The organism is Pseudomonas lijiangensis (assembly GCF_018968705.1).
Classification (GTDB): domain Bacteria; phylum Pseudomonadota; class Gammaproteobacteria; order Pseudomonadales; family Pseudomonadaceae; genus Aquipseudomonas; species Aquipseudomonas lijiangensis.
Genome location: NZ_CP076668.1, coordinates 909,874 through 933,953, shown reverse-complemented (window position 1 = coordinate 933,953; position 24,080 = coordinate 909,874). Strand labels below are relative to the sequence as shown.

Sequence of the window (24,080 nt, the reverse complement as noted above, 5' to 3'; positions counted from 1 at the left end):
GCAGGGTGTGAGCGGAGTATATGTAGTGAGCACAAAGCTGTGAGTTACTCAAAATAACTACATCCATAACCTTGAGTTACGAATGAATCAGACTCTGGACCTGTCTTTTTTCTACCTGCTGGCCAATCAGGGAAGCCTCGCGGCCACGGCACGAGAGCTTGGAATCACACCTCCAGCCGTCAGCAAACGGCTGAGCGCTCTGGAAGCCCGGTTTGGCGTGCGCCTGGTGAACCGAACAACCCGCTCGATGAGCCTGACTGCCGAGGGCGAGCTGTACTTCTCCCATGCGGCACGCATCCTGACTCAGATCGATGAGGTCGAGCAGTTGGTGAGCAGCAGCCGAGCCACGCCCAAAGGGCTGATTCGCGTCAATGCATCACTGGGCTTTGGCCGTCGTTACATAGGGCCTGCATTGGCGGCGTTCTTTTCACGCTACCCGGAAGTGGAAATCCAGCTGGAAATCACCGATCACCCGCTGGACCTGGCCACCCATGGCTTTGACCTGGGCATTCGCTTCGGCACGCTGCCGGATGCCGCCTTTCATGCCCGCAAGATCGCATCCAACCGTCGCTTGCTGTGCGCTTCTCCCCTGTATCTGGAACGGCATGGCGTGCCGCAGCGCCTGTCGGATCTGCAGCAGCACAACTGCATTTTCCTCAGGCAGAACGAAACGCCCCATGGCGTGTGGAGCTTTACCAACGGCGGGAAGACCCAGAACATCAAGGTGCGTGGAGCGTTGGGCTGTAATGACGGCGAGGTGGCGCTGAACTGGGCGCTGGAGGGTTATGGGATATTGCTCAGGGCCGAATGGGATATCGCCCGGTATGTGCGCAGCGGCCGGTTGCGTCTGGTGCTGGAAGACCAGACTCCGACTCGGGCGGATGTGTATGCGGTTTATCCACAGCAGTTGCATCTGTCGGCCCGGGTTCGCAGCCTGATTGATTTCCTGGTGGAACGCTTCAGGCATATCGACAATCTGGACGAGGCCTGAAAAGACAAAACCCCCACCTGCTTGAGCAGATGGGGGTTTCGGAATGTAATCTTGACGATGACCTACTCTCACATGGGGAAACCCCACACTACCATCGGCGATGCATCGTTTCACTGCTGAGTTCGGGATGGGATCAGGTGGTTCCAATGCTCTATGGTCGTCAAGAAATTCGGTAGCCGGTGCGTGAAGGTTCACGTACCCGCGAATGGGTGTGTAATAGAATGTGTGTGCGGCGCAAACTTTCGGTTCGTCATCTTCACTCACCACAACCTGCGTCAGCAGATTGCTTGGGTGTTATATGGTCAAGCCTCACGGGCAATTAGTATGGGTTAGCTCAATGCCTCACAGCACTTACACACCCCACCTATCAACGTCGTAGTCTTCGACGGCCCTTCAGGGAACTCAAGGTTCCAGTGAGATCTCATCTTGAGGCAAGTTTCCCGCTTAGATGCTTTCAGCGGTTATCTTTTCCGAACATAGCTACCCGGCAATGCCACTGGCGTGACAACCGGAACACCAGAGGTTCGTCCACTCCGGTCCTCTCGTACTAGGAGCAGCCCCTCTCAAATCTCAAACGTCCACGGCAGATAGGGACCGAACTGTCTCACGACGTTCTAAACCCAGCTCGCGTACCACTTTAAATGGCGAACAGCCATACCCTTGGGACCGGCTTCAGCCCCAGGATGTGATGAGCCGACATCGAGGTGCCAAACACCGCCGTCGATATGAACTCTTGGGCGGTATCAGCCTGTTATCCCCGGAGTACCTTTTATCCGTTGAGCGATGGCCCTTCCATACAGAACCACCGGATCACTAAGACCTACTTTCGTACCTGCTCGACGTGTCTGTCTCGCAGTCAAGCGCGCTTTTGCCTTTATACTCTACGACCGATTTCCGACCGGTCTGAGCGCACCTTCGTACTCCTCCGTTACTCTTTAGGAGGAGACCGCCCCAGTCAAACTACCCACCATACACTGTCCTCGATCCGGATGACGGACCTGAGTTAGAACCTCAAAGTTGCCAGGGTGGTATTTCAAGGATGGCTCCACGCAGACTGGCGTCCACGCTTCACAGCCTCCCACCTATCCTACACAAGCAAATTCAAAGTCCAGTGCAAAGCTATAGTAAAGGTTCACGGGGTCTTTCCGTCTAGCCGCGGATACACTGCATCTTCACAGCGATTTCAATTTCACTGAGTCTCGGGTGGAGACAGCGCCGCCATCGTTACGCCATTCGTGCAGGTCGGAACTTACCCGACAAGGAATTTCGCTACCTTAGGACCGTTATAGTTACGGCCGCCGTTTACCGGGGCTTCGATCAAGAGCTTCGCTTGCGCTAACCCCATCAATTAACCTTCCGGCACCGGGCAGGCGTCACACCCTATACGTCCACTTTCGTGTTTGCAGAGTGCTGTGTTTTTAATAAACAGTCGCAGCGGCCTGGTATCTTCGACCGGCATGAGCTTACGGAGCAAGTCCTTCACCCTCACCGGCGCACCTTCTCCCGAAGTTACGGTGCCATTTTGCCTAGTTCCTTCACCCGAGTTCTCTCAAGCGCCTTGGTATTCTCTACCCAACCACCTGTGTCGGTTTGGGGTACGGTTCCTGGTTACCTGAAGCTTAGAAGCTTTTCTTGGAAGCATGGCATCAACCACTTCGTGTTCGAAAGAACACTCGTCATCAGCTCTCGGCCTTGAGACCCCGGATTTACCTAAGATCTCAGCCTACCACCTTAAACTTGGACAACCAACGCCAAGCTGGCCTAGCCTTCTCCGTCCCTCCATCGCAATAACCAGAAGTACAGGAATATTAACCTGTTTTCCATCGACTACGCTTTTCAGCCTCGCCTTAGGGACCGACTAACCCTGCGTCGATTAACGTTGCGCAGGAAACCTTGGTCTTTCGGCGTGGGTGTTTTTCACACCCATTGTCGTTACTCATGTCAGCATTCGCACTTCTGATACCTCCAGCAAGCTTCTCAACTCACCTTCACAGGCTTACAGAACGCTCCTCTACCGCATCACCCGAAGGTGATACCCGTAGCTTCGGTGCATGGTTTGAGCCCCGTTACATCTTCCGCGCAGGCCGACTCGACTAGTGAGCTATTACGCTTTCTTTAAAGGGTGGCTGCTTCTAAGCCAACCTCCTAGCTGTCTAAGCCTTCCCACATCGTTTCCCACTTAACCATGACTTTGGGACCTTAGCTGACGGTCTGGGTTGTTTCCCTTTTCACGACGGACGTTAGCACCCGCCGTGTGTCTCCCATGCTCGGCACTTGTAGGTATTCGGAGTTTGCATCGGTTTGGTAAGTCGGGATGACCCCCTAGCCGAAACAGTGCTCTACCCCCTACAGTGATACATGAGGCGCTACCTAAATAGCTTTCGAGGAGAACCAGCTATCTCCGAGCTTGATTAGCCTTTCACTCCGATCCACAGGTCATCCGCTAACTTTTCAACGGTAGTCGGTTCGGTCCTCCAGTCAGTGTTACCTAACCTTCAACCTGCCCATGGATAGATCGCCCGGTTTCGGGTCTATACCCAGCGACTAAACGCCCTATTAAGACTCGCTTTCGCTACGCCTCCCCTATTCGGTTAAGCTTGCCACTGAATATAAGTCGCTGACCCATTATACAAAAGGTACGCAGTCACCCAACAAAGTGGGCTCCCACTGCTTGTACGCATACGGTTTCAGGATCTATTTCACTCCCCTCTCCGGGGTTCTTTTCGCCTTTCCCTCACGGTACTGGTTCACTATCGGTCAGTCAGTAGTATTTAGCCTTGGAGGATGGTCCCCCCATGTTCAGACAAGGTTTCTCGTGCCCCGTCCTACTCGATTTCATTGACAAGAGATTTTCGCGTACAGGGCTATCACCCACTATGGCCGCACTTTCCAGAGCGTTCCGCTAATCTCGAATCAACTTAAGGGCTGGTCCCCGTTCGCTCGCCACTACTAAGGGAATCTCGGTTGATTTCTTTTCCTCAGGGTACTTAGATGTTTCAGTTCCCCTGGTTCGCCTCTTGCACCTATGTATTCAGTACAAGATAACCATCTTATGATGGCTGGGTTCCCCCATTCAGACATCTCCGGATCACAGTCTGTTTGCCGACTCCCCGAAGCTTTTCGCAGGCTACCACGTCTTTCATCGCCTCTGACTGCCAAGGCATCCACCGTATGCGCTTCTTCACTTGACCATATAACCCCAAGCAATCTGGTTATACTGTGAAGACGACATTCGCCGAAAATTTGCAATTCACTCACAAATTTTACCTTAGCCTGTGTTCCACCAGTGAAAGTGGTGCACAGTCTAACTTTCTATTACATACCCAAATTTTTAAAGAACGATTCTGATAAAGATCAGAAATCAACATTCAGGCACCGTGCGGTGGAATGCTCATTTCTAAGCTTTGACTGTGGTTGCTGCTGCAGCACTTGATGCTGACCAATGTATGGTGGAGCCAAGCGGGATCGAACCGCTGACCTCCTGCGTGCAAGGCAGGCGCTCTCCCAGCTGAGCTATGGCCCCGTATTGCTACCGGTGTTACCACACAAAATTGGTGGGTCTGGGCAGATTCGAACTGCCGACCTCACCCTTATCAGGGGTGCGCTCTAACCAACTGAGCTACAGACCCAATTTCGAGCGTGTAGCCGCTAGCTTGAGCTATCAGCTTGGAGCTTAAAGCTGCATCTAATCGTCTTCTTCAATGAATCAAGCAATTCGTGTGGGAGCTTATGGTAAAGCTGAGTCGTCGATTAAGGAGGTGATCCAGCCGCAGGTTCCCCTACGGCTACCTTGTTACGACTTCACCCCAGTCATGAATCACACCGTGGTAACCGTCCCCCCGAAGGTTAGACTAGCTACTTCTGGTGCAACCCACTCCCATGGTGTGACGGGCGGTGTGTACAAGGCCCGGGAACGTATTCACCGCGACATTCTGATTCGCGATTACTAGCGATTCCGACTTCACGCAGTCGAGTTGCAGACTGCGATCCGGACTACGATCGGTTTTGTGAGATTAGCTCCACCTCGCGGCTTGGCAACCCTCTGTACCGACCATTGTAGCACGTGTGTAGCCCAGGCCGTAAGGGCCATGATGACTTGACGTCATCCCCACCTTCCTCCGGTTTGTCACCGGCAGTCTCCTTAGAGTGCCCACCATGACGTGCTGGTAACTAAGGACAAGGGTTGCGCTCGTTACGGGACTTAACCCAACATCTCACGACACGAGCTGACGACAGCCATGCAGCACCTGTCTCAGTGTTCCCGAAGGCACCAAACCATCTCTGGTAAGTTCACTGGATGTCAAGGCCTGGTAAGGTTCTTCGCGTTGCTTCGAATTAAACCACATGCTCCACCGCTTGTGCGGGCCCCCGTCAATTCATTTGAGTTTTAACCTTGCGGCCGTACTCCCCAGGCGGTCAACTTAATGCGTTAGCTGCGCCACTAAAATCTCAAGGATTCCAACGGCTAGTTGACATCGTTTACGGCGTGGACTACCAGGGTATCTAATCCTGTTTGCTCCCCACGCTTTCGCACCTCAGTGTCAGTATGAGCCCAGGTGGTCGCCTTCGCCACTGGTGTTCCTTCCTATATCTACGCATTTCACCGCTACACAGGAAATTCCACCACCCTCTGCCCTACTCTAGCTCGCCAGTTTTGGATGCAGTTCCCAGGTTGAGCCCGGGGATTTCACATCCAACTTAACGAACCACCTACGCGCGCTTTACGCCCAGTAATTCCGATTAACGCTTGCACCCTCTGTATTACCGCGGCTGCTGGCACAGAGTTAGCCGGTGCTTATTCTGTCGGTAACGTCAAAATCGTCACGTATTAGGTAACGACCCTTCCTCCCAACTTAAAGTGCTTTACAATCCGAAGACCTTCTTCACACACGCGGCATGGCTGGATCAGGCTTTCGCCCATTGTCCAATATTCCCCACTGCTGCCTCCCGTAGGAGTCTGGACCGTGTCTCAGTTCCAGTGTGACTGATCATCCTCTCAGACCAGTTACGGATCGTCGCCTTGGTGAGCCTTTACCTCACCAACTAGCTAATCCGACCTAGGCTCATCTGATAGCGCAAGGCCCGAAGGTCCCCTGCTTTCTCCCGTAGGACGTATGCGGTATTAGCGTCCGTTTCCGAGCGTTATCCCCCACTACCAGGCAGATTCCTAGGCATTACTCACCCGTCCGCCGCTCGCCACCCGGTACAAGTACCTGTGCTGCCGCCCGACTTGCATGTGTTAGGCCTGCCGCCAGCGTTCAATCTGAGCCATGATCAAACTCTTCAGTTCAAACATCGTTGGGTTTTGAGAAAACCCTAAACTTGGCTCAGCAATCGTTGGTTACATCTTTGATTTCTCGCGGAGTAACTTGCGCTGCTGATAATCTGTTGACTTCAGTCTTACACCACAAGCACCCACACGAATTGCTTGATTCAGTTGTTAAAGAGCGGTGGGTTGAGCCTTTCGTCTCAACCGAGGCGCGCATTCTACAGCGTCCCCTGTATCTGTCAAGCGGTTATTTCAACACGTTTCAAAGTTTCCTTTGCAACTTCAACCACTTGCGCTTCGATCAACGTCGCGTTACTCGTCAGCGGGAGGCGAATTCTACAGGACCCGAAGGCTGTGTCAAACGCTTTCTCACACCGCTGTCGATCCAACATCAATCGAAGCACTTCCAGCCCGACTCCAGAACCGCTAAAAACTTGCAAACTATTGATTTACAAGGCTTTTTCAGTTCCTTCTACGCCGGAAGTGGGGCGAATTATAGAGAGATTAAATCGCCCGTCAACACTTAATTTCAGCTTTTCATGGAACTATCTGTCTTACGCGCAGTAAACCGGGGGATTCGCCTAGCAATCATTGGGATTCGCAGGGTAAGCAGTAACGCACCAATGACGGCATATAAAGCCCACTCCTTCAGATCGGCCCTGACAATCCACAGCATATGCAGCAAACCCAACCCCAGAATCACGTAAACCAGCCGATGCAACTTCTTCCAGCGCGCCCCCAATCGACGCTGGCTGTAGCGATTGGATGTCACCGCCAGTGCCAGCAACCCGAGAAAGCCAAGGCTGCCGACAATGATGTAGGGCCGCTTGACCAACTCGACACCCAGTTGCCCCCAGTCCAGCCCGAGGATAAACAGCGCATACATCGTCATGTGCAGAACCACATAGGCAAAACACCACAACCCCACTTGCCTGCGGACTGCGATCCACCCTGCCCATCCCGTCATTCGCTGCAAAGGCGTCAGCGACAGGGTAATCAATAGCAGGATCAGAGCCCCCAACCCCAACCGCTCAATCAGCACCTTCCCGGGATCAGGCCCCAACGCAAATATCCAGGCCTGGTAAAACCAGAAGAGAGGAACAGCGCACGCTGCCAGAAAAACGCCAACACGCCATAACGGATACCGCATCAATAGTCCTTCCTCAGATCCATACCGGCATATAAGGAAGCGACCTCTTCGGCATAGCCGTTGAACATTTCGGTCTGGCGAAGATTGGGACTGAACAACCCGCTCGGCAAACGACGTTCGCGAGCCTGGGTCCAGCGCGGGTGATCAACCGTAGGGTTCACGTTGGCATAGAAGCCATATTCATTGGCCGCGATGCTTTGCCAGGTGGTTTTCGGTTGTTCGGCGACCAGACTGATCCGCACGATGGATTTCACGCTTTTGAAACCGTACTTCCACGGAACGACCAGTCGCAGCGGCGCACCGTTCTGGTTAGGCAACTCCCGCCCATACATGCCGACCGCAAGGATGGCCAGTGGATTCATGGCCTCATCGAGTCGCAGCCCTTCTACATAAGGCCAGTCGATCAGGGCAAAGTCGGATCGTTGCCCAGGCATGGACTGAGGATCCTGCAGCGTTTCAAAACGGATGTATTTCGCCTTCGAGGTCGGCTCCACCTGTTTGAGCAATGCCGAGACAGGGAAACCGATCCAGGGAATCACCATCGACCAGGCCTCTACACAGCGAAGCCGGTAGATACGCTCCTCCAACTGGTAGGGTTTCATGAAGTCTTCCAGGGCATAGCGACCTGGCTTGGCCACCTCGCCATCAATGACCACACTCCACGGCTCGGTCTTCAAAGAGCCGGCGTTGCGAGCCGGATCACCTTTATCAGTCCCGAACTCATAGAAGTTGTTGTAGTGGGTCGCATCCTTGAAGGGCGTTATCGCCTCATCCTTGACGTTGACGGCCTGCCACCGGGTACCCGGCAGTTTTTCGGAAAACCAGGCGGGCGCCTTTCCCGCCTCGACATCGGCGTATCGCGACGGGTCCTGCGCACTCACCAGACGCGGCATGGCCGTAACAGCCAGACCAGCCAGTGAACTGGCCAACAGCGTGCGACGTGAGAGATAGATTTTTTCAGGTGTAACGTCCGACTCTCTGGAGTCGGACGTCGAAGGTAACTTGATCAGCATGATGACTCCGTAAATCTGGTGAGCTTATGCACCTACAGTCTACGAAGTATGAGGGATATCCGATCAGTCGGCGGACTTGTGGCGACGAAGATGTAACAGGTATTGAACAGGCCCCGATAGCGCATAACCGAGGAAAATCAGCAGCAAAATGCGCGGCGGATCGCTAAACACCACAGCGAATACCAATACGACCACCAGAATCGCAACAAACGGGACGCGACCTCTCAGGTCCAGCTCCTTGAAGCTGTTGTACTTGATATTACTGACCATCAACATGCCTGCCGCGGCGACCAGCAAGGCCACCAGAAAAGACAGTTTCGACCCCTGGATACCGAAGTCGCTGAAAGCCCAGACCGTACCGGCAACCACACCTGCCGCAGCCGGGCTGGCAAGACCGATGAAGTAACGCTTGTCAGCCTTGCCCACCTGGGTATTGAAACGGGCCAGTCGCAATGCGGCGCCGGCGACATAGATGAAGGCGACCATCCAACCGACCTTGCCCATATCACCCAGTGCCCAGCCGAATGCCAGCAATGCCGGCGCGACGCCAAAGGCAACCATGTCGGACAGCGAGTCGTACTCGGCGCCAAAAGCACTCTGGGTATTGGTCATGCGCGCAACACGCCCATCAAGACCGTCGAGGACCATAGCGACAAAGATCGCGATGGCAGCAAAAGCAAAGTACTTGCTCGCAGCGACCGAATCACCCGCGCTCAAGGCACTCTGGGCGCTCATGGAACTGATGATGGAGTAAAAACCTGCAAACAGGTTCGCAGTGGTGAACAGGTTCGGCAGGAGATAAATCCCGCGATGACGGACCTTGCGCCCTTCGGCGTCGTGGCCTTCCTCAACATGTTCATCGATAGGTAGCAGACTTTCGGCGTCAGAGGCCTTGTTCGGCTCTTCAGGACGTTCGCTCATGGACATTACCTTGCAGCGGTTTGAAAAGGTTCGACAGGTGTCTGCGACGAGGATTCGCCAGCAAACGATGCAGCTTTATACCAGACACTGGCCTCATAACGAAAAAACGCGGCCAATTGGCCGCGTCCTTTGAGAACAGAAGAACTTAGTTCTTGTTCTTGTCGACGATCTTGTTCGCCGCGATCCAAGGCATCATGGAGCGCAGTTGCTCGCCGATGATTTCGATGCCGTGCGCAGCGTTGTTACGACGCTTGGCGGTCATCGATGGGTAGCCGGTAGCACCTTCGCTGATGAACATCTTCGCGTATTCACCATCCTGGATGCGCTTCAGAGCGTTGCGCATGGCCTGGCGGGATTCAGCGTTGATGACTTCAGGACCGGTCACGTACTCGCCGTATTCGGCGTTGTTGGAGATCGAGTAGTTCATGTTGGCGATACCGCCTTCGTACATGAGGTCAACGATCAGCTTCAGTTCGTGCAGGCACTCGAAGTAAGCCATTTCCGGAGCGTAACCGGCTTCAACCAGAGTTTCGAAGCCAGCCTTGACCAGTTCAACGGTACCGCCGCACAGAACGGCTTGTTCGCCGAACAGGTCGGTTTCGGTTTCGTCTTTGAACGTGGTTTCGATGATACCGGTACGGCCACCGCCAACGCCCGAAGCGTAGGACAGAGCAACGTTCTTGGCGTTGCCCGAAGCATCCTGGTAAACAGCGATCAGGTCAGGGATACCGCCGCCTTTGACGAATTCGGTACGAACGGTGTGGCCTGGTGCCTTTGGCGCGATCATGATCACGTCCAGGTCAGCGCGTGGCACGACCTGGTTGTAGTGAATCGCGAAGCCGTGGGAGAAAGCCAGGGTTGCGCCCTTCTTCAGGTTAGGCTCGACTTCGTTCTTGTACAGCTGAGCCTGGAATTCGTCCGGGGTCAGGATCATGACCAGGTCGGCAGCAGCAACGGCGGAAGCAACGTCAGTCACTTTCAGGCCATGAGCTTCAGCTTTGGCGACAGTAGCCGAACCTTTACGCAGGCCAACAGTGACATCAACGCCGGAGTCTTTCAGGTTGCACGCTTGAGCGTGGCCTTGAGAACCGTAACCGATGATGGCGACTTTTTTGCCCTGGATGATCGAAAGGTCACAGTCTTTGTCGTAAAAAACTTTCATGGAATTCCCCTGTTATCTATCTAGGCCTTCAGGCCATTTGCTAATTGAGTTAATTAAATGCTCAGCACTTTGTCGCCACGGGCAATACCCGTCACGCCACTGCGTACTGTTTCCAGGATAGCGGCAGTGCCGATGGCCTGAATGAAGCTGTCCAGTTTGTCGCTTGTACCACTCAACTGTACGGTGTAGACGCTGGCAGTCACGTCCACGATCTGCCCACGGAAAATATCCGTGGTGCGCTTGATCTCGGCGCGCTGAGCGCCAGTAGCCTTGACCTTGACCAGCATCAGTTCACGCTCGATGTGAGCGCTCTCGGACAGATCGACCAGCTTGACCACTTCGACCAGCTTGTTGAGGTTCTTGGTGATCTGCTCGATCACTTCATCATGCCCCACTGTAGTCAGCGTCAGACGCGACAGGGTCGGGTCTTCGGTTGGCGCCACAGTCAGGCTTTCGATGTTGTAGTTGCGCTGCGAGAAGAGCCCGACGACACGAGACAACGCACCCGGTTCGTTTTCCAGCAATAGGGAAATGATGTGCCGCATGATTATGTACGCTCCGTCTTGCTCAACCACATATCGCGCATGGAGCCGTCCTTGATCTGCATCGGATAGACGTGCTCGGTTACATCGACCTGAATGTCGATGAATACCAGGCGATCCTTCATGGCAAAGGCCTCTTCCATTTTCGGCTTCAAATCTTTCAGATCGGTGACCCGAATGCCGACATGACCGTAGGCTTCGACCAGCTTCACGAAGTCAGGCAGCGACTCCATGTAGGAATGGGAGTGACGAGCGCCGTAGCTCATGTCCTGCCACTGACGGACCATGCCAAGCACGCCGTTGTTGAGCAGGATGATCTTCACCGGCAGACCGTACTGCAGGCAGGTCGACAGTTCCTGGATGTTCATCTGGATACTGCCTTCGCCGGTCACGCAGGCGACGTCGGCATCCGGGAAGCTCATCTTGACGCCCATGGCTGCCGGGAAACCGAAGCCCATGGTGCCCAGACCACCGGAGTTGATCCAGCGATTAGGCTTGTTGAAGCGGTAGTACTGAGCCGCGAACATCTGGTGCTGACCCACGTCGGAAGAAACGTAGGCTTCGCCCTTGGTCACTTCGCACAGGGTTTCGATGACCGTCTGCGGCTTGATGACACTGCCATCGCCACGGTTGTACGGGAACAGGTCGCCACCGGCACGCCATTCATCGATCTGCTTCCACCAGGCTGCAACGGACTCCTTGTTCGGGGTCTCGCCGATGTCCTTGAGGGTCGCGACCATTTCGGTCAACACGCTCTCTACAGGACCCACGATAGGCACGTCGGCCTTGATGGTCTTGGAGATCGAAGCAGGGTCGATATCGATGTGGATGATCTTGGCGTTCGGGCTGAACTTGCTCGCGCCATTGATGACGCGGTCATCGAAGCGTGCGCCTACGGCCAGGATCACATCGGTGTGGTGCATGGCCAGGTTGGCGGTGTAGCTGCCGTGCATGCCGAGCATGCCGACGAACTGGCGGTCGGTGCCCGGATAGCAGCCAAGACCCATCAGGGTATTGGTGACCGGAGCGTTGAGCTGTTTAGCCAGCTCGGTCAGTGGCTCGGAACCGTTGCCCATGACCACGCCGCCACCGGCATAGATGATCGGACGCTTGGCAGCCAGGAGCATTTCGACGGCCTTGCGGATCTGGCCCGAGTGACCGCGAACGGCCGGGCTGTAGGAACGCAGCTTGGCTTTTTTCGGGAAAACGTATTCGTATTTTTCGGCCGGGTTGGTCATGTCTTTCGGAATATCGACGACGACAGGACCTGGACGACCGGATTGCGCCAGATAGAAGGCCTTCTTCAGGACTTCCGGGATTTCCGAAGGATGCTTGATCATGAAGCTGTGTTTCACGATCGGACGGGAGATACCGATCATGTCGGTCTCCTGGAACGCATCGGTACCCACCAGGGTGCTGGCAACCTGACCGGACAGCACCACCATTGGGATGGAATCCATGTAGGCAGTGGCAATACCGGTGATGGCGTTGGTTGCACCCGGACCGGATGTCACCAGAACCACGCCGGCCTTGCCGGTGGCGCGCGCATAACCATCAGCCATGTGAGTGGCGGCCTGTTCGTGACGAACAAGAATATGGTTTACGGCCGGTTCTTTGAACAGTGCGTCGTAGACATGCAGAAGGGCGCCACCCGGGTACCCGTAAATGTACTTAACGCCTTCGTCACGCAGGAAGCGGACGACCATTTCAGCGCCAGATAAAAGCTCCACGTTGTTCACCTCTAAAACGCCAGAATACCGTTCACTGCGGAACGGGTCTTATTAGGTTTTACTGCCAAGCAGAGCATGAGCGACGGTGGTCGCCGACTACGTCAGCACTGACTGAGCAAGTATTGGGATGTCCCTGAGTGTTGCGGAACATTCCCACCCAGCGCGAGGTAACGCGTTGCGGGTGTTACAGGTCGGCGCGGGTGTGCGCCTCATGATCTACCGAGACGGTCTGCTTCTGGCAGTCCTTCTACAGCGAACTTTGAATTGTTGTGATTCGCCCCCCGCAAGTCAAGTAATCCGTGAGCTTTCTTCCAGGAAGCGGCTCATAAGGGGGACAGACCCACACCCTGAACCGCTGTATATGGTAGCTTTGCGACGCACAGAATTTTCAAGGAAGTACCATGCGCTGGATGATCCTCGCGGCTGCACTCTCGATGGCGGTAAGCACAACCAGCCAGGCCGCACCCATCTACAAATGGGTCGATGCCCAAGGGGTCACGCATTTCGATGCGCAACCGCCTGCCGGGCAGCAGGTAGAAGAAATCAATGTGCAAAAGCCACCACCCGCCCCTGCCGCATCAACGGCCAGCGAGCCGGATCCTCAACAGCAGGAGATCGATGCCAAGGTCAGGAAACAGGTGAGGGCTCAGGAAGCCAAGATGGCCGACAACTGCGAAGTCCTGCGCACCAACCTTGCGCAACTGCAGAACAATCCGCGAGTGCGTGAGCAGACCGAGGGGGGAACAAAGCGCCTTACGGATGATGAACGCAAGGCGCGTGTTGCAGAAACGCAAAGGACGATTGACGAATACTGCCGTTAAGACTGGCTGATCAACTGGTCGAACTGCGCCAGAAGTTCCTGCAGCTTGCGGGCTTCACTCTGACGGCTGGCGTAGACCATCTCGGCCATTTCCAGAATCCCCGACGAGTTGGGCAATGGAAGATCCCGCTCCAGGATGATTTTCATCCTCGGCAGGAAAATCCATTGCAGCCACTGCTCGAACTCCAGGGTATCGACGCTGAACGGCTCGGTGCTGGAAAGCGCTTCCTCGCTGGGCGGCGTATCACTCCACCAGCCCAGGACCCTCAACTCACGTTCGATCAGCAGCAGTTGCTCGGCCACTTCAGGCAGACGCTGATCCATCAGAGATTGACCCGGGCTTTCTGACGCGCCAGCGCTGCGCCAGCCGCATCACCCTGCTTTTCACGAGACTGGGCGATCAGTTCCCAGAGGCTCGCCTGCAGGCTTGCACGACCATTGGCATAGGTCAGGGCGCGACGGGCCAGTTGTTCTGCCTGGGCTGGATCACCCTGGGCCAGACGCACCTGAGCCAGACGATAAAGCACTTGCGGCTCGCGTGGCGCCACTCGCTGGGCACGCTCAAGGCTCGACGAAGCACCGTTGAGGTCGCCGCTGCCTTGCTGCTGCTGAGCGGTGGTCAACAGAGCCAGTACCGGACCATCCAGTTGCTCGTCAGCCGACAGGCCGGACGAACCGGACGGAATACCGGTCGGTGCCGACGCAGCCGGCATGCTGTAGTTGCTCACCGGAGCCGAATTGACTGGCTGCTGAGCAACCGGAGGCGTGTCGATGGTGAACGAGGACTGGGATGAAGGCGCAGAGAAGCTCTGGCCAGCACCTGCACCGGCACCACCACTGCCCGGAACCATCACGACCACACCGGAATCCTGAGGCACGGCCTGGGTCTGCGGAGCCTGGGCAGTATTGGCTCGATAAGCTGTATTGCGCGAAGCCGAAACACGCTCGCTGTTAGAAACCCTGGAGCCCGAATCCACGACAGGGATCGAGCCACGCTGCACGCTGGAACAACCACTGAGCAACGCCAGGGTCGTTACAGCCGGAATCAACCATTTATTCACGTCACACCCTCATTGCTTAATTCAACCAACCCTTGACCCAGTCCAGCACTTCAGCGGCGGGTGCCGGGCTACCACTACAGGAGGCACCGGGCTGAGGTTCACTGCCGCGAATATACGGCATCTGTACGGCATTCGGGCAATTGGCATCCGTCCCCTGACCGGTCTGGGCATTGACCCAGGCCTGGACCACGTTATCCGGCATTGCCATGTCCAGCGGCAGAGGATCGGCCTTGCGCATGAAACTGGTCCAGACCTGCAAGGCGCCACTGGCACCGGTGAACGGTGTCTTGCCGTTATCGTCACGCCCCATCCACACCACTGCCAGCAGATCCTGACTGAAACCTGCAAACCAGCTGTCGCGCGAATCGTTACTGGTGCCGGTCTTGCCCGCCAGATTCAAGGTCGATGGCAGGACGCTGTAGACCGACTTGGCGGTCCCTTCGCGCATCACCCGCTGCATTGCGTTCTGCACCAGATAAATGGCGCCCGGATCGAAACGCTGCTCGATCTGGAACGGGTAACGCTTGAGCGGTTCACCCTCGGCCGTCAACACGCTGCGAATACCGCGCATCGGGGTATTGAAGCCGCCGCTGGCAATCGTCTGGTACATGGTGGCGATTTCCATCGGACTCAAGCCGCCAGCACCCAGCAACATGGAAGGATACGCTGGCCACTCGCGTGTCACACCCAGCTTGGCGAGGGTCTTGAATACGTTGGGCACGCCCAGCTCAAGGCCCAGCTTGGCCGTCGAGAGGTTGTAGGAATGCGCCAGACCTTGGTACAGGAAAATATTCCCGTGGGCCTTGCGATCGTAGTTCTGTGGTTTCCAGACCTGGCCATCCGCACCCTTGACCTGAAACGGCTCGTCGGCCACCCAACTGGTCAGGGTGTACTGGCTCGGGCGCTCAAGCGCGGTGAGATAGATCGCCGGCTTGACCAGCGAGCCGATAGGCCGCACGGCATCGATGGCACGGTTGAACCCGGCGAATCCGGCCTGACGACTGCCCAGCAAGGCTTGCACTTCGCCAGTCTCGGGATTGGTCACGACCATGGCCGCTTCCACTTCGTCCGACCCTTTGCGCCCGGCCAGTCGCTTGAACGTATCGTCCATGGCCGCCTGGGACTTCATCTGCAGGATCGGATCGAAACTGGTGAAGATTCGCAGCCCTTCTTCGGTCAAGTCTTCGTCGCGATAGTCTTCACGCAACTGACGCTTGACCAGATCGAGGAATGCCGGGAACGAGCTGTCCGCAAGGCTGCCGGTCTTGGTCACGCCCAGAGGCATCTTCTTGGCCGCCTCGACCACTTGCGCAGTAGCAACGCCCTGTTGCTCCAGCAAGTCGAGAACCAGATTACGACGCTCCAGAGCACGCTCGGGATTGCGACGCGGGTTGTAATAGGAAGGCCCCTTGACCAGACCGACCAGCAACGCCACCTGATGAATCTTCAGCTCCGACAATGGCTGGCTGAAGAAGTACTGGCTGGCCAGACCGAAACCATGCACCGCACGCTGACCGTCCTGACCGACGAACACCTCATTGAGGTAAGCCTCGAGAATTTCCTGCTTGCTGTAATGCAGTTCCAGCAATACCGACATCATGGCTTCGGTCAGTTTGCGCGTGAGGCTGCGCTCATTGGTCAGGTAGAAGTTCTTGACCAACTGCTGGGTCAGCGTACTGCCGCCCTGACGCATCTGCCCTTGCGAGGTATTGACCCAGATGGCACGGGCAATGGACTTGGGTGAAACCCCGAGATGACTATAGAAGTCACGGTCTTCGACGGTCACCAGGGCATCGAGCAGATAAGGCGGTGCCTGATCGAGCTTGATCAGGATCCGGTCTTCCAGGTTTTTCGGATACAGGCCGCCGATCATCAGCGGTTCAAGACGGGCTACCGCCAGTTTTGCACCGGTGCTGCCAGAGGTCAGGTCCGCAACATAGTCGCCGGAAAAGCGCACGCGAACCTGCTGGGCGGGATCGGTGCCTTCGTAGAACTGGAAGCCACGGGTATTGAGGTCGACTGTATTGCCGTTGACTGCAGCCGCGCCCGGGCCGTTGGCCACGCTTTCGCGACGATAGCCCAGCGCGTCGAGTTCGATGAGAAAGTCATCGCGGCTCAGTTTCTGGCCGACGAACAATTCCAGAGGCCGGGCGTAGACCTTGGCCGGAATGGTCCAGCGCTTGCCGGAAAACTTCTCCTGGACCACAGCGTCCAGGTAAACGGCAACGCAAGCCAGCGCCACAAAACCGACAATACTGAGCTTCAGCACCCAGCCCAACCACTTGGGAAGGCCACGGGGAGCTGGTTTTTTGGAAGTACGAGAAGTGCGAGATCGAGTCATGGCCGCGGATTATACGCACTTTGCCAACGACCGACAGACACCTGCACCAGCGGTTTGCAGCCTCGCGCCGAGCGGCCATAATGGCCGCCATGAGCACTTACATTCCGAATCAACTCTTGAAGGATCGTCCGTGAGCCAATCATTGATTGCAGCCCTGCAGAACCCCGCACTCTTTCCACATCCGGTGGAGAACTTCCGGGTTATCGAGACGCACATTTCATGGGTCCTGCTCACCGGCAGCTATGCCTACAAATTCAAGAAACCGGTCAATTTCGGCTTTCTGGATTTCACCACACTGGCCGCTCGTGAACACTTCTGCAATGAAGAGCTGCGTCTGAACCAGCGCCTGACCGAAGGCCTCTACCTGGAAGTCATCCCGGTCACCGGTTCAGTAGAAGCGCCGCAACTGGGCGGCAGTGGCGAAGTCATCGAGTACGCCCTCAAGATGCGCCAGTTCTCGCAGGAAGGTTTGCTCAGTTCCCTGCAAGCCAAAGGCGAACTGACAGTCGGACATATCGACGAATTGGCCAAACAGATTGCCGACGCCCACCTCAGCGTGCCGACAGTCACCACCGAAAATGAGCTGGGTTCTCCTGACAGCGTCATGGCGCCGGTCCTGCAGAACTTCGAGCAGATTCGCCCGTTCCTCAGCGAAAAAGCCGATCTGTTGCAAGTTGACTCCCTGCAAGCCTGGGCCGAGTCCAGCTTCGAGCGCCTCAAGCCGCTGCTTGCCCAGCGCAAGGCAGACGGTTTCATCCGCGAATGCCATGGCGACATTCACCTGGGCAATGCCACGGTCATCGACGGTAAAGTCGTGATCTTCGACTGCATCGAATTCAACGAGCCATTCCGCATGACCGACGTCTACGCTGACATCGGTTTCCTGGCCATGGACCTTGAAGACCGCGGTCTGAAATCCCTGTCGCGTCGCCTCATCAGCCAGTACCTGGAACAGACCGGCGACTATGCGGGCCTGGAACTGCTCAACTTCTACAAAGCCTATCGCGCTCTGGTGCGAGCCAAGGTCGCGCTGTTCAGCCAGCCTGCCGACGCCGATGAGGCCCAGCGTGCCGCCACGCTGAGCAAATACCGCAGCTACGCCAACCTGGCCGAAAACTACAGCGCCATTCCATCCAGTTTCCTGGCCATTACCCATGGCGTCTCTGCCGTGGGCAAGAGCCATGTGGCGATGCGTCTGGTGGAATCGCTGGGCGCCATACGCCTGCGTTCGGATGTCGAGCGCAAGCGCCTGTTCGCAGAGAGCGCCGAGCTTTATGGTGCCGAAACCAGCAAGGCAACCTATGACCGTCTGCATGCTCTGGCAGAAACCATTCTGCGTGCTGGCTTCTCGGTGGTCATTGATGCCACTTATCTCAAGCGCGAACAACGTAATGCTGCGGCCAAAGCTGCCGAAACAACGGGTGTGCCTTTTCTGATTCTGGATTGCGAAGCGCCTCAGGCCGTCATTGCCGGCTGGCTCAAACAACGCCAGGAACAGGGCAGCGACCCTTCGGACGCCACTCTGGAGGTGATCGAGGCTCAGCAGGCCAGTCGCGAGCCACTTGAGGCGGACGAAATCCTGCGCAGCAAGCACGTTGAAACCAGCAACAGCAGTGATCTGGAAGAACTGGTCGAGAACCTTCGCCAGCGCTTGCCAGGACTGTGAAATGAGCGTCGAGCCGTTGGGCAGCTAGTGCTTCACGGCTCGACAATGATGGCGATATAATGGCGTCATAATTCCAACGAACCACAGAGGCACCCATGAGCCAGCCCAAGCAGCTCGATTCGCCGCTTTACATGCTGTTGCGTAGAGATGATGTCGAAGGCTTCAATCAGGAGAAGCCCAAAACGGGCACGATCGATATGGTCGGTGGGGATTTCCGTGGCCTGGACTTGCGTGCTCTTGATCCGAACGGCATCGATTTTACCGACGCCTACTTTCGCTCTGCCGACCTTCGCGGCCTGGACTTGCGCCATACCCCGATGGAAGGCGCAAGCATCGCGCACGCACAAATCTCTGGAGCATTCTTCCCGCCAGAGCTATCGGCGGACGAGATCCGCATGTCGGTGACCTTCGGGACCCGCATGCGCTACCACACCCGATAGGCAACACCGGTATCAAGCCTGCGTGCGCAATGCATGCGGGCTTTGTGTTGCGTTGATTTTGCAAAGCCCCCCATCTCCCCTTATTTGCGCATGCCGTGAGAGCGAACTCATGCGCAAAAAAAGAACTGTTGACTTAGAAATGAGAATCGTTATGATTATCACAACCGGTCGCGAGACTGGCCGATAACCTGAAAGACCTTGGTTCGGACTTTCAGGATTATCTCCTCATCAGGCTAATCACGGTTTTTGACCCGGCTTTTTGCCGGGTCTTTTTTTTGCCTGCCGTTCAGGATTTCCTGAGGTTCGGCTCCAGTACACCCAGGCACACCAGCAAATCGTCCAGCAGTGTCGAAGACCCAAGGCGTACCCTGTCGACATTGATCCAGTGCGGTCCGAAACGGGAACGCGCCATTTCCATGAAGCCCTTTGCATCGGCAAAGGTACGAATCCCTCCCGCGACCTTGAAACCCACCTGTCCGCCCACCTCGGCAATGGATTCCAGCACGATGCGCACCGCTTGCGGCGTGGTGCTGGACAGCCCTCGGCCGGTGCTGGTCTTGAGAAAGTCGGCACCACACAGAATGCCACTGCGGCAGGCGTGCAGGATGATCTGAGGATCACGCAAATCACCGGTTTCCAAGGTGACCGTCAACGCGACGCGACTGCCGCACGCAGCCTTGCAGGCCGTGATCATATCCATGCCGGTCTGCTGATCGCCGGACAAAAGGGCACGAAACGGATAGACCACATCTATCTCGTCAGCACCAGACATCACCGCTGCACGCACCTCGGCCACCACAGACTCAATGCATGGGCCGCCATAGGGGAAGTTGGCCAGCGCCACCACCCGGATACCCGGGGCCTGCAGACGATCAAGCGTCGTGCGGGCCAGACACACGAAACGCGGCGACACAGACACCGCTGCTATCGACCCCAAAGGCGTCACTGCACGTTGACACAGGGCGACAATCCGCTGCTCGGTGTCATCACTGCTAAAGGCGAACAGATCAAGCAGGCTCAACGCCTGAAGAGCCAGTCGCTCATCGTCTGCTGTCATTTCCTGCATGGCATCCCGCTCCGAAAAACATGAGCAGGACAATATAGGAGCGGTCCTTGCCTGACATGAGCACACCTTAGCCAGAGAAAAGGACTACACAAAGAAGAGAAAAAACCGAGCCCGTGGTATCAGGCCTCGGGTAAAGACTGACGAAGTTGAGCGCCAGAATCCTTTTCGGGAGTGGCTGCCGTATACCAGACGTAATCGGCACTCTGCGGCTCGACCTCTTCACCCATCCGGGCCATGAGCAGCACTACCGCAGGCTCGGTGACGCCAAGGTCAGCCAGATGCAAAGGCACTCCCACATCCTTGCGCACGTGCCAGGCATCGGCAAACAGCACACTTGGCAAGGGAGCGGCCAACAGGCTTTGCGCCATTCGCCGGTCGCGCTGTTGCTGAACCGCCAGCAGCGCAGGCAACCGATCCTCAGGCAACACGTCATGGCTATCACGAATCAGCGCCAGCAGCCGCTCACGCACGGCCGGAGCCGCAGAAAGAGAACCACTTGATTCGGGGGCCTGCCGGTAAGTCGTTATGATTTCATGGGTATCGAGATTGGCGGACATAACAGGATAAGGCTGAGCCAGCAGATAGCGCATCAGCGGGCCATACAGCGACCAGTCCCAGGTCTTTTGCCAATTCAGCGCTACTGGCAAATCGGACGGGTATTTCTCTTGGGCCAGATCAGACTGAACCGCAGTGACCCTGGCCTGCTGATCGGGGTTCAGCATCTCCAGTAACAGACTGCCTTGCGGACGCCGGGCAGCCAGCACCTGCATAAGCCATAACTCCAATGCATGGTGATCGGGGTTGTCGTGCTGCTCGCCAACCAGAACACGCGAAGCAACTGCCAGACGCTCGGCCAGTTGTTGCGCGCTCAGCGCCTGGCCACTCTTGTTGTCACGAATCATGCGTAAGTCCAAATGCCCATGCTCACCCGGGCCTTGCCGGGAGAGTAAATTTGGCAAATGAAGTGATATTTGGCAAGTATTGAGGCATATCAAGACCACAGCCAGAAAAAGACGCTTGGTGGACTTGCCCTTTCAACGCGCAATGATCAGCGGATGTCCCCTCTCGGGATGGCTCTGCACCAATACTTCCAGGCCAAACACGGCCTTGAGCGCATCCGGCTGCAAGACAACCTCGGGACGATCCAGCGAATAGACTCTTCCCTTGTCGAGCAACAATAGTCGATCACAGTAACGAGCCGCCAGGTTCAGGTCATGCAGGATGACCATCACGGCCGCGCCGCGATTGGCAAAATCTCGCACCGCCTGCAACGTGGTGTGCTGATGCAAGGGATCGAGCATGGACGTCGGCTCATCAAGCAGAAGCGTGCAATTGCCTGTTCCGGGCCAGAGTTGCGCCAGCACCCGTGCCAGATGCACTCGCTGACGCTCACCGCCCGACAGAGTCATGTAACTGCGTTCGGCAAGGTGCAGGGCATCGGCAGCCTGAAGCGCTTCACGCACTACCTGCTCATCGACTTCACGGCCGGTTTCATGAGGCAAACGCCCCATGGCGACGACTTCATCGACACGAAACGCGAAACTCAGGGTAGAGCTTTGCGGCAGCACCGCCAGGTTGCGTGCCCGCTCGGCACCCGGCCACTGCGAGAGCAGCCGCTGCTGTAACCAGACGTGTCCTTGAGAAGGTTCGAGTTCTCCGCACAGGGCCGCCAGCAGCGTACTTTTGCCGGCCCCATTGGGGCCGAGCACTCCCAGCACTTCTCCGGGCAATAATTGCAGATCGATGTCCGCCAGAACACTTTGCGCGCCCCGATGAATGTGCAGATTTTCGGCTCGCAACATCAGTGACGCCCTCTCACCAGCAGATACAGGAAGAATGGCGCGCCCAACAATGCCGTGACGATGCCGATAGGCAACTCCGCAGGCGCCAGCACCAGACGGGCAAAGATGTCGGCAAACAGCAACAGGCTGGCACCCGCCAACGCCGAGGCAGGTAATAGAACCTTGTGATCCGGCCCTACCAGCAAACGCACCAGATGCGGCACCACAAGACCGATGAAACCGATCAGCCCGGCAGCCGCCACCGCCGCTCCGACACCCAGCGCCGTACAGAAAACCAGCTCACGCTTGAGGGCTTCAACATTGACGCCCAGATGACGCGCTTCGGACTCTCCCAACAACAAGGCATTCAGCGCCTTGGCCCGACGAGGCAGCCAGAAGATGATCGCCACGCATACCAGCAGCAACGGCCATAACCGGGCATAAGTAGCGCCATTGAGGCTGCCCATGTTCCAGAAGGTAAGCGTGCGCAATGTGGCGTCATCCGCCAGATAGGTCAGCAGACCGATGATCGATGCCGACAACGCCGTCAGCGCAATCCCGGCCAGCAGCATGGTAGCAACGCTGGTCTGGCCATCACGCCGGCCCAGCCGGTACACCATGCTGGTCACCACCAGCCCACCGACCACCGCACAGACCGACAACAGATAAGGCGCGATAAACTGCGGGACATTTCCCCACAAGGCACCACCCACAATCGCCAGTGCCGCTCCCAGCGCAGCGCCACTGGAAACCCCCACCAACCCCGGATCAGCCAGCGGATTGCGGAACAGGCCCTGCATCGCCACGCCGGACAACGCCAGCACCGCGCCAGCCGCCAGGCCCAGCAACGTGCGAGGCACACGAATCTGGCCGAGGATCAGTTCAGCCTGCTCAAGATTCTCCCCCGCCACCGGGATCCCCAGCAGCCGCAAGGCCGCACGCAAGGTATCGGCCAGCGGCAGACTCACCGGCCCGAGGGCAAGCGACAACCAGAATGCAGCGATGCACAGGACTGTCAGCCCGATAAACAGAGCACGCGGTGATATCAGGGCTTTCATGGCTCAGAGCGAACGGCAGCGCTCAAAGGCTTGGCCGCGGGATAAAGCGCGTGAGACAACTTTTGCAGATTGTCGGGCAGACGCGGCCCCAGACCACCCACCAGCAGCGTCGGGTCCAGATCGAACACCCGGTCATCACGTGCCGCAGGCGTAGCGGACAGTGCAGGGTTTTCCTTGAAGAGCGCCTTGCGAGCAGCATCACCACGCAGGGCGCGATCGGCAACGATCAGTACCTGTGGAGCCAGCCCGGCCATGGCTTCGACCGAAAACACCTTGTACCCGTCATGGGTCGCCAGATTGCGGCCGCCTGCCTGTTGAATCAGCCAGTCTCCGGCCGTCCCCTTGCCGGCAACCATGGGCTTGCCGCCGCCATGTCCCACCAACAGCAGGACACCTGGAGCCTCACTAACTTTTTGCGCCTGGGCGATCCACTGCTGCTGGTTATCCAGTTGCTGTTGATAACGTTCGATCAGGCGAGCGGCTTGCTCCGGTGCGCCCAACAGCACACCCAGGCGCTGCAGGTTGCTTTTCAGGGTGGCCATGTCCGCACCCGCCGGAAGCGTTTCAACCTGCACCCTGGCCGCACGCAATTGTTCCAACACAGGCGGCGGTCCCATCTCCTCGGTCCCGACCAGCACGTCCGGACGCAGGCTGAGGATGCCTTCGGACGACAGCTGGCGCTGATAACCGATGCTCGGCAGCGACCTGAGCGACTCCGGATACTGGCTGGTGGTGTCGACGCCCACCAGCCTGGACTGCCCGCCCAGCGCAACGACCCATTCACTCAAGGCACCACCCGCACTCACCCAGCGTTGCGAGGCATCGGCATCAACAGGCTGTGCAGCTTGCGCCATGTGAGTGAAGGCAATTCCGACCAGAGCCGCACATACGCTGCTATTGAAAAATCGCATGAAGATTTCCTTTCAAGAAGCCCGGACCCTGGCAGTTTTAATGAGCACCGGTGATGGGCAAAACGTTTCAATGTGGCGAGCACGCATTGGGAGGCGCTCGCAACAGGGGGCGAAATTGTCCGCGAACATGCAGGATCGACGGATTAAGATTGCATTAA

The 24,080-nt window shown here is 56.8% G+C and carries 17 protein-coding genes, 2 tRNA genes, 3 rRNA genes and 1 pseudogene; 4 read left to right on the top strand and 19 right to left on the bottom strand.

Annotated features, from left to right (window positions below):
- Positions 1 to 82 precede the first annotated feature (82 nt).
- Positions 83 to 991: a LysR family transcriptional regulator gene (locus KQP88_RS04080; RefSeq protein ID WP_198726613.1), complete on the top strand. Its 909-nt coding sequence runs from the start codon at positions 83 to 85 to the stop codon at positions 989 to 991.
- A 49-nt stretch (positions 992 to 1,040) separates the two neighbouring features.
- On the opposite strand, the gene rrf is transcribed toward KQP88_RS04080, so the two are convergent.
- The 11 genes from rrf to KQP88_RS04025 form a co-directional block, all read right to left on the bottom strand.
- Positions 1,041 to 1,156, bottom strand: a 5S ribosomal RNA gene (gene rrf, locus KQP88_RS04075).
- A 133-nt stretch (positions 1,157 to 1,289) separates the two neighbouring features.
- Positions 1,290 to 4,182 (bottom strand): 23S ribosomal RNA (locus tag KQP88_RS04070).
- 256 nt (positions 4,183 to 4,438) lie between these two features.
- Positions 4,439 to 4,514: transfer RNA gene (locus KQP88_RS04065), tRNA-Ala, on the bottom strand.
- Between the two features lie 29 nt (positions 4,515 to 4,543).
- Positions 4,544 to 4,620: transfer RNA gene (locus KQP88_RS04060), tRNA-Ile, on the bottom strand.
- Between the two features lie 122 nt (positions 4,621 to 4,742).
- Positions 4,743 to 6,281, bottom strand: a 16S ribosomal RNA gene (locus KQP88_RS04055).
- The 16S, 23S and 5S rRNA genes sit together here with 2 tRNA genes alongside, the layout of an rRNA operon.
- Before the next feature lie 508 nt (positions 6,282 to 6,789).
- Positions 6,790 to 7,410, bottom strand: a complete 621-nt coding sequence (gene msrQ / locus KQP88_RS04050) for a protein-methionine-sulfoxide reductase heme-binding subunit MsrQ (protein ID WP_216705885.1) — start codon at positions 7,408 to 7,410, stop codon at positions 6,790 to 6,792.
- Positions 7,410 to 8,423, bottom strand: coding sequence for a protein-methionine-sulfoxide reductase catalytic subunit MsrP (msrP, locus tag KQP88_RS04045; protein WP_200994730.1), 1,014 nt, complete (start codon positions 8,421 to 8,423; stop codon positions 7,410 to 7,412). Before msrP ends, msrQ begins: the two co-directional genes overlap by 1 nt.
- Before the next feature lie 63 nt (positions 8,424 to 8,486).
- On the bottom strand, positions 8,487 to 9,344 hold the full coding sequence (gene pssA, locus KQP88_RS04040; protein WP_117166407.1) for a CDP-diacylglycerol--serine O-phosphatidyltransferase: 858 nt from the start codon (positions 9,342 to 9,344) through the stop codon (positions 8,487 to 8,489).
- A 145-nt stretch (positions 9,345 to 9,489) separates the two neighbouring features.
- On the bottom strand, positions 9,490 to 10,506 hold the full coding sequence (ilvC, locus tag KQP88_RS04035) for a ketol-acid reductoisomerase (RefSeq protein ID WP_200994731.1): 1,017 nt from the start codon (positions 10,504 to 10,506) through the stop codon (positions 9,490 to 9,492).
- A 53-nt stretch (positions 10,507 to 10,559) separates the two neighbouring features.
- Complete coding sequence (gene ilvN, locus KQP88_RS04030) at positions 10,560 to 11,051, bottom strand: acetolactate synthase small subunit (protein ID WP_025258538.1); 492 nt, start codon at positions 11,049 to 11,051, stop codon at positions 10,560 to 10,562.
- Positions 11,052 to 11,053: 2 nt separating this feature from the next.
- Positions 11,054 to 12,778 (bottom strand): acetolactate synthase 3 large subunit, encoded by a 1,725-nt coding sequence (locus KQP88_RS04025; RefSeq protein ID WP_025258537.1) that lies wholly within the window; start codon positions 12,776 to 12,778, stop codon positions 11,054 to 11,056.
- A gap of 401 nt (positions 12,779 to 13,179) precedes the next feature.
- Here KQP88_RS04025 and KQP88_RS04020 point away from each other — a divergent pair, with 401 nt between their 5' ends.
- Positions 13,180 to 13,599 (top strand): DUF4124 domain-containing protein, encoded by a 420-nt coding sequence (locus KQP88_RS04020; RefSeq protein ID WP_200994732.1) that lies wholly within the window; start codon positions 13,180 to 13,182, stop codon positions 13,597 to 13,599.
- Here KQP88_RS04020 and KQP88_RS04015 read toward each other — a convergent pair.
- From KQP88_RS04015 to mrcB, 3 genes are read right to left on the bottom strand one after another with little or no spacing between them, the layout of a single operon-like run.
- Positions 13,596 to 13,922, bottom strand: a complete 327-nt coding sequence (locus tag KQP88_RS04015) for a YqcC family protein (RefSeq protein ID WP_200994733.1) — start codon at positions 13,920 to 13,922, stop codon at positions 13,596 to 13,598. The two genes, KQP88_RS04020 and KQP88_RS04015, sit on opposite strands and share 4 nt — an antisense overlap.
- Positions 13,922 to 14,659, bottom strand: coding sequence for a tetratricopeptide repeat protein (locus KQP88_RS04010; RefSeq protein ID WP_216704913.1), 738 nt, complete (start codon positions 14,657 to 14,659; stop codon positions 13,922 to 13,924). The genes KQP88_RS04015 and KQP88_RS04010 overlap by 1 nt, the downstream gene beginning before the upstream one ends.
- A gap of 16 nt (positions 14,660 to 14,675) precedes the next feature.
- Entirely contained in the window at positions 14,676 to 17,000 is a 2,325-nt protein-coding gene (gene mrcB, locus KQP88_RS04005; RefSeq protein ID WP_216704912.1) for a penicillin-binding protein 1B, read from the bottom strand.
- A gap of 130 nt (positions 17,001 to 17,130) precedes the next feature.
- Between mrcB and KQP88_RS04000 the strand changes: the two genes are divergently transcribed.
- Together KQP88_RS04000 and KQP88_RS03995 are read left to right on the top strand one after the other, a co-directional pair.
- Complete coding sequence (locus KQP88_RS04000; RefSeq protein WP_095068109.1) at positions 17,131 to 18,666, top strand: bifunctional aminoglycoside phosphotransferase/ATP-binding protein; 1,536 nt, start codon at positions 17,131 to 17,133, stop codon at positions 18,664 to 18,666.
- A 95-nt stretch (positions 18,667 to 18,761) separates the two neighbouring features.
- Positions 18,762 to 19,106 (top strand): pentapeptide repeat-containing protein, encoded by a 345-nt coding sequence (locus tag KQP88_RS03995; protein ID WP_216704911.1) that lies wholly within the window; start codon positions 18,762 to 18,764, stop codon positions 19,104 to 19,106.
- A gap of 286 nt (positions 19,107 to 19,392) precedes the next feature.
- Here KQP88_RS03995 and deoC read toward each other — a convergent pair whose 3' ends face one another.
- The 5 genes and pseudogenes from deoC to KQP88_RS03970 all read right to left on the bottom strand — a co-directional run bounded on the left by deoC (position 19,393) and on the right by KQP88_RS03970 (position 23,865).
- Positions 19,393 to 20,172 carry a deoxyribose-phosphate aldolase gene (gene deoC, locus KQP88_RS03990; protein WP_216704910.1) on the bottom strand — a complete coding sequence of 260 codons (780 nt, stop codon included), beginning with the start codon at positions 20,170 to 20,172 and terminating at the stop codon, positions 19,393 to 19,395.
- A 119-nt stretch (positions 20,173 to 20,291) separates the two neighbouring features.
- Positions 20,292 to 21,074, bottom strand: a complete 783-nt coding sequence (locus KQP88_RS03985; protein ID WP_216704909.1) for a ChaN family lipoprotein — start codon at positions 21,072 to 21,074, stop codon at positions 20,292 to 20,294.
- Positions 21,075 to 21,206: 132 nt separating this feature from the next.
- A pseudogene (locus tag KQP88_RS03980) lies at positions 21,207 to 21,926 on the bottom strand (heme ABC transporter ATP-binding protein); the annotation flags it as partial.
- Positions 21,927 to 21,973: 47 nt separating this feature from the next.
- Positions 21,974 to 22,957: a FecCD family ABC transporter permease gene (locus tag KQP88_RS03975; RefSeq protein ID WP_216705884.1), complete on the bottom strand. Its 984-nt coding sequence runs from the start codon at positions 22,955 to 22,957 to the stop codon at positions 21,974 to 21,976.
- Between the two features lie 50 nt (positions 22,958 to 23,007).
- On the bottom strand, positions 23,008 to 23,865 hold the full coding sequence (locus KQP88_RS03970; protein WP_407681824.1) for a heme/hemin ABC transporter substrate-binding protein: 858 nt from the start codon (positions 23,863 to 23,865) through the stop codon (positions 23,008 to 23,010).
- Positions 23,866 to 24,080 lie beyond the last annotated feature (215 nt).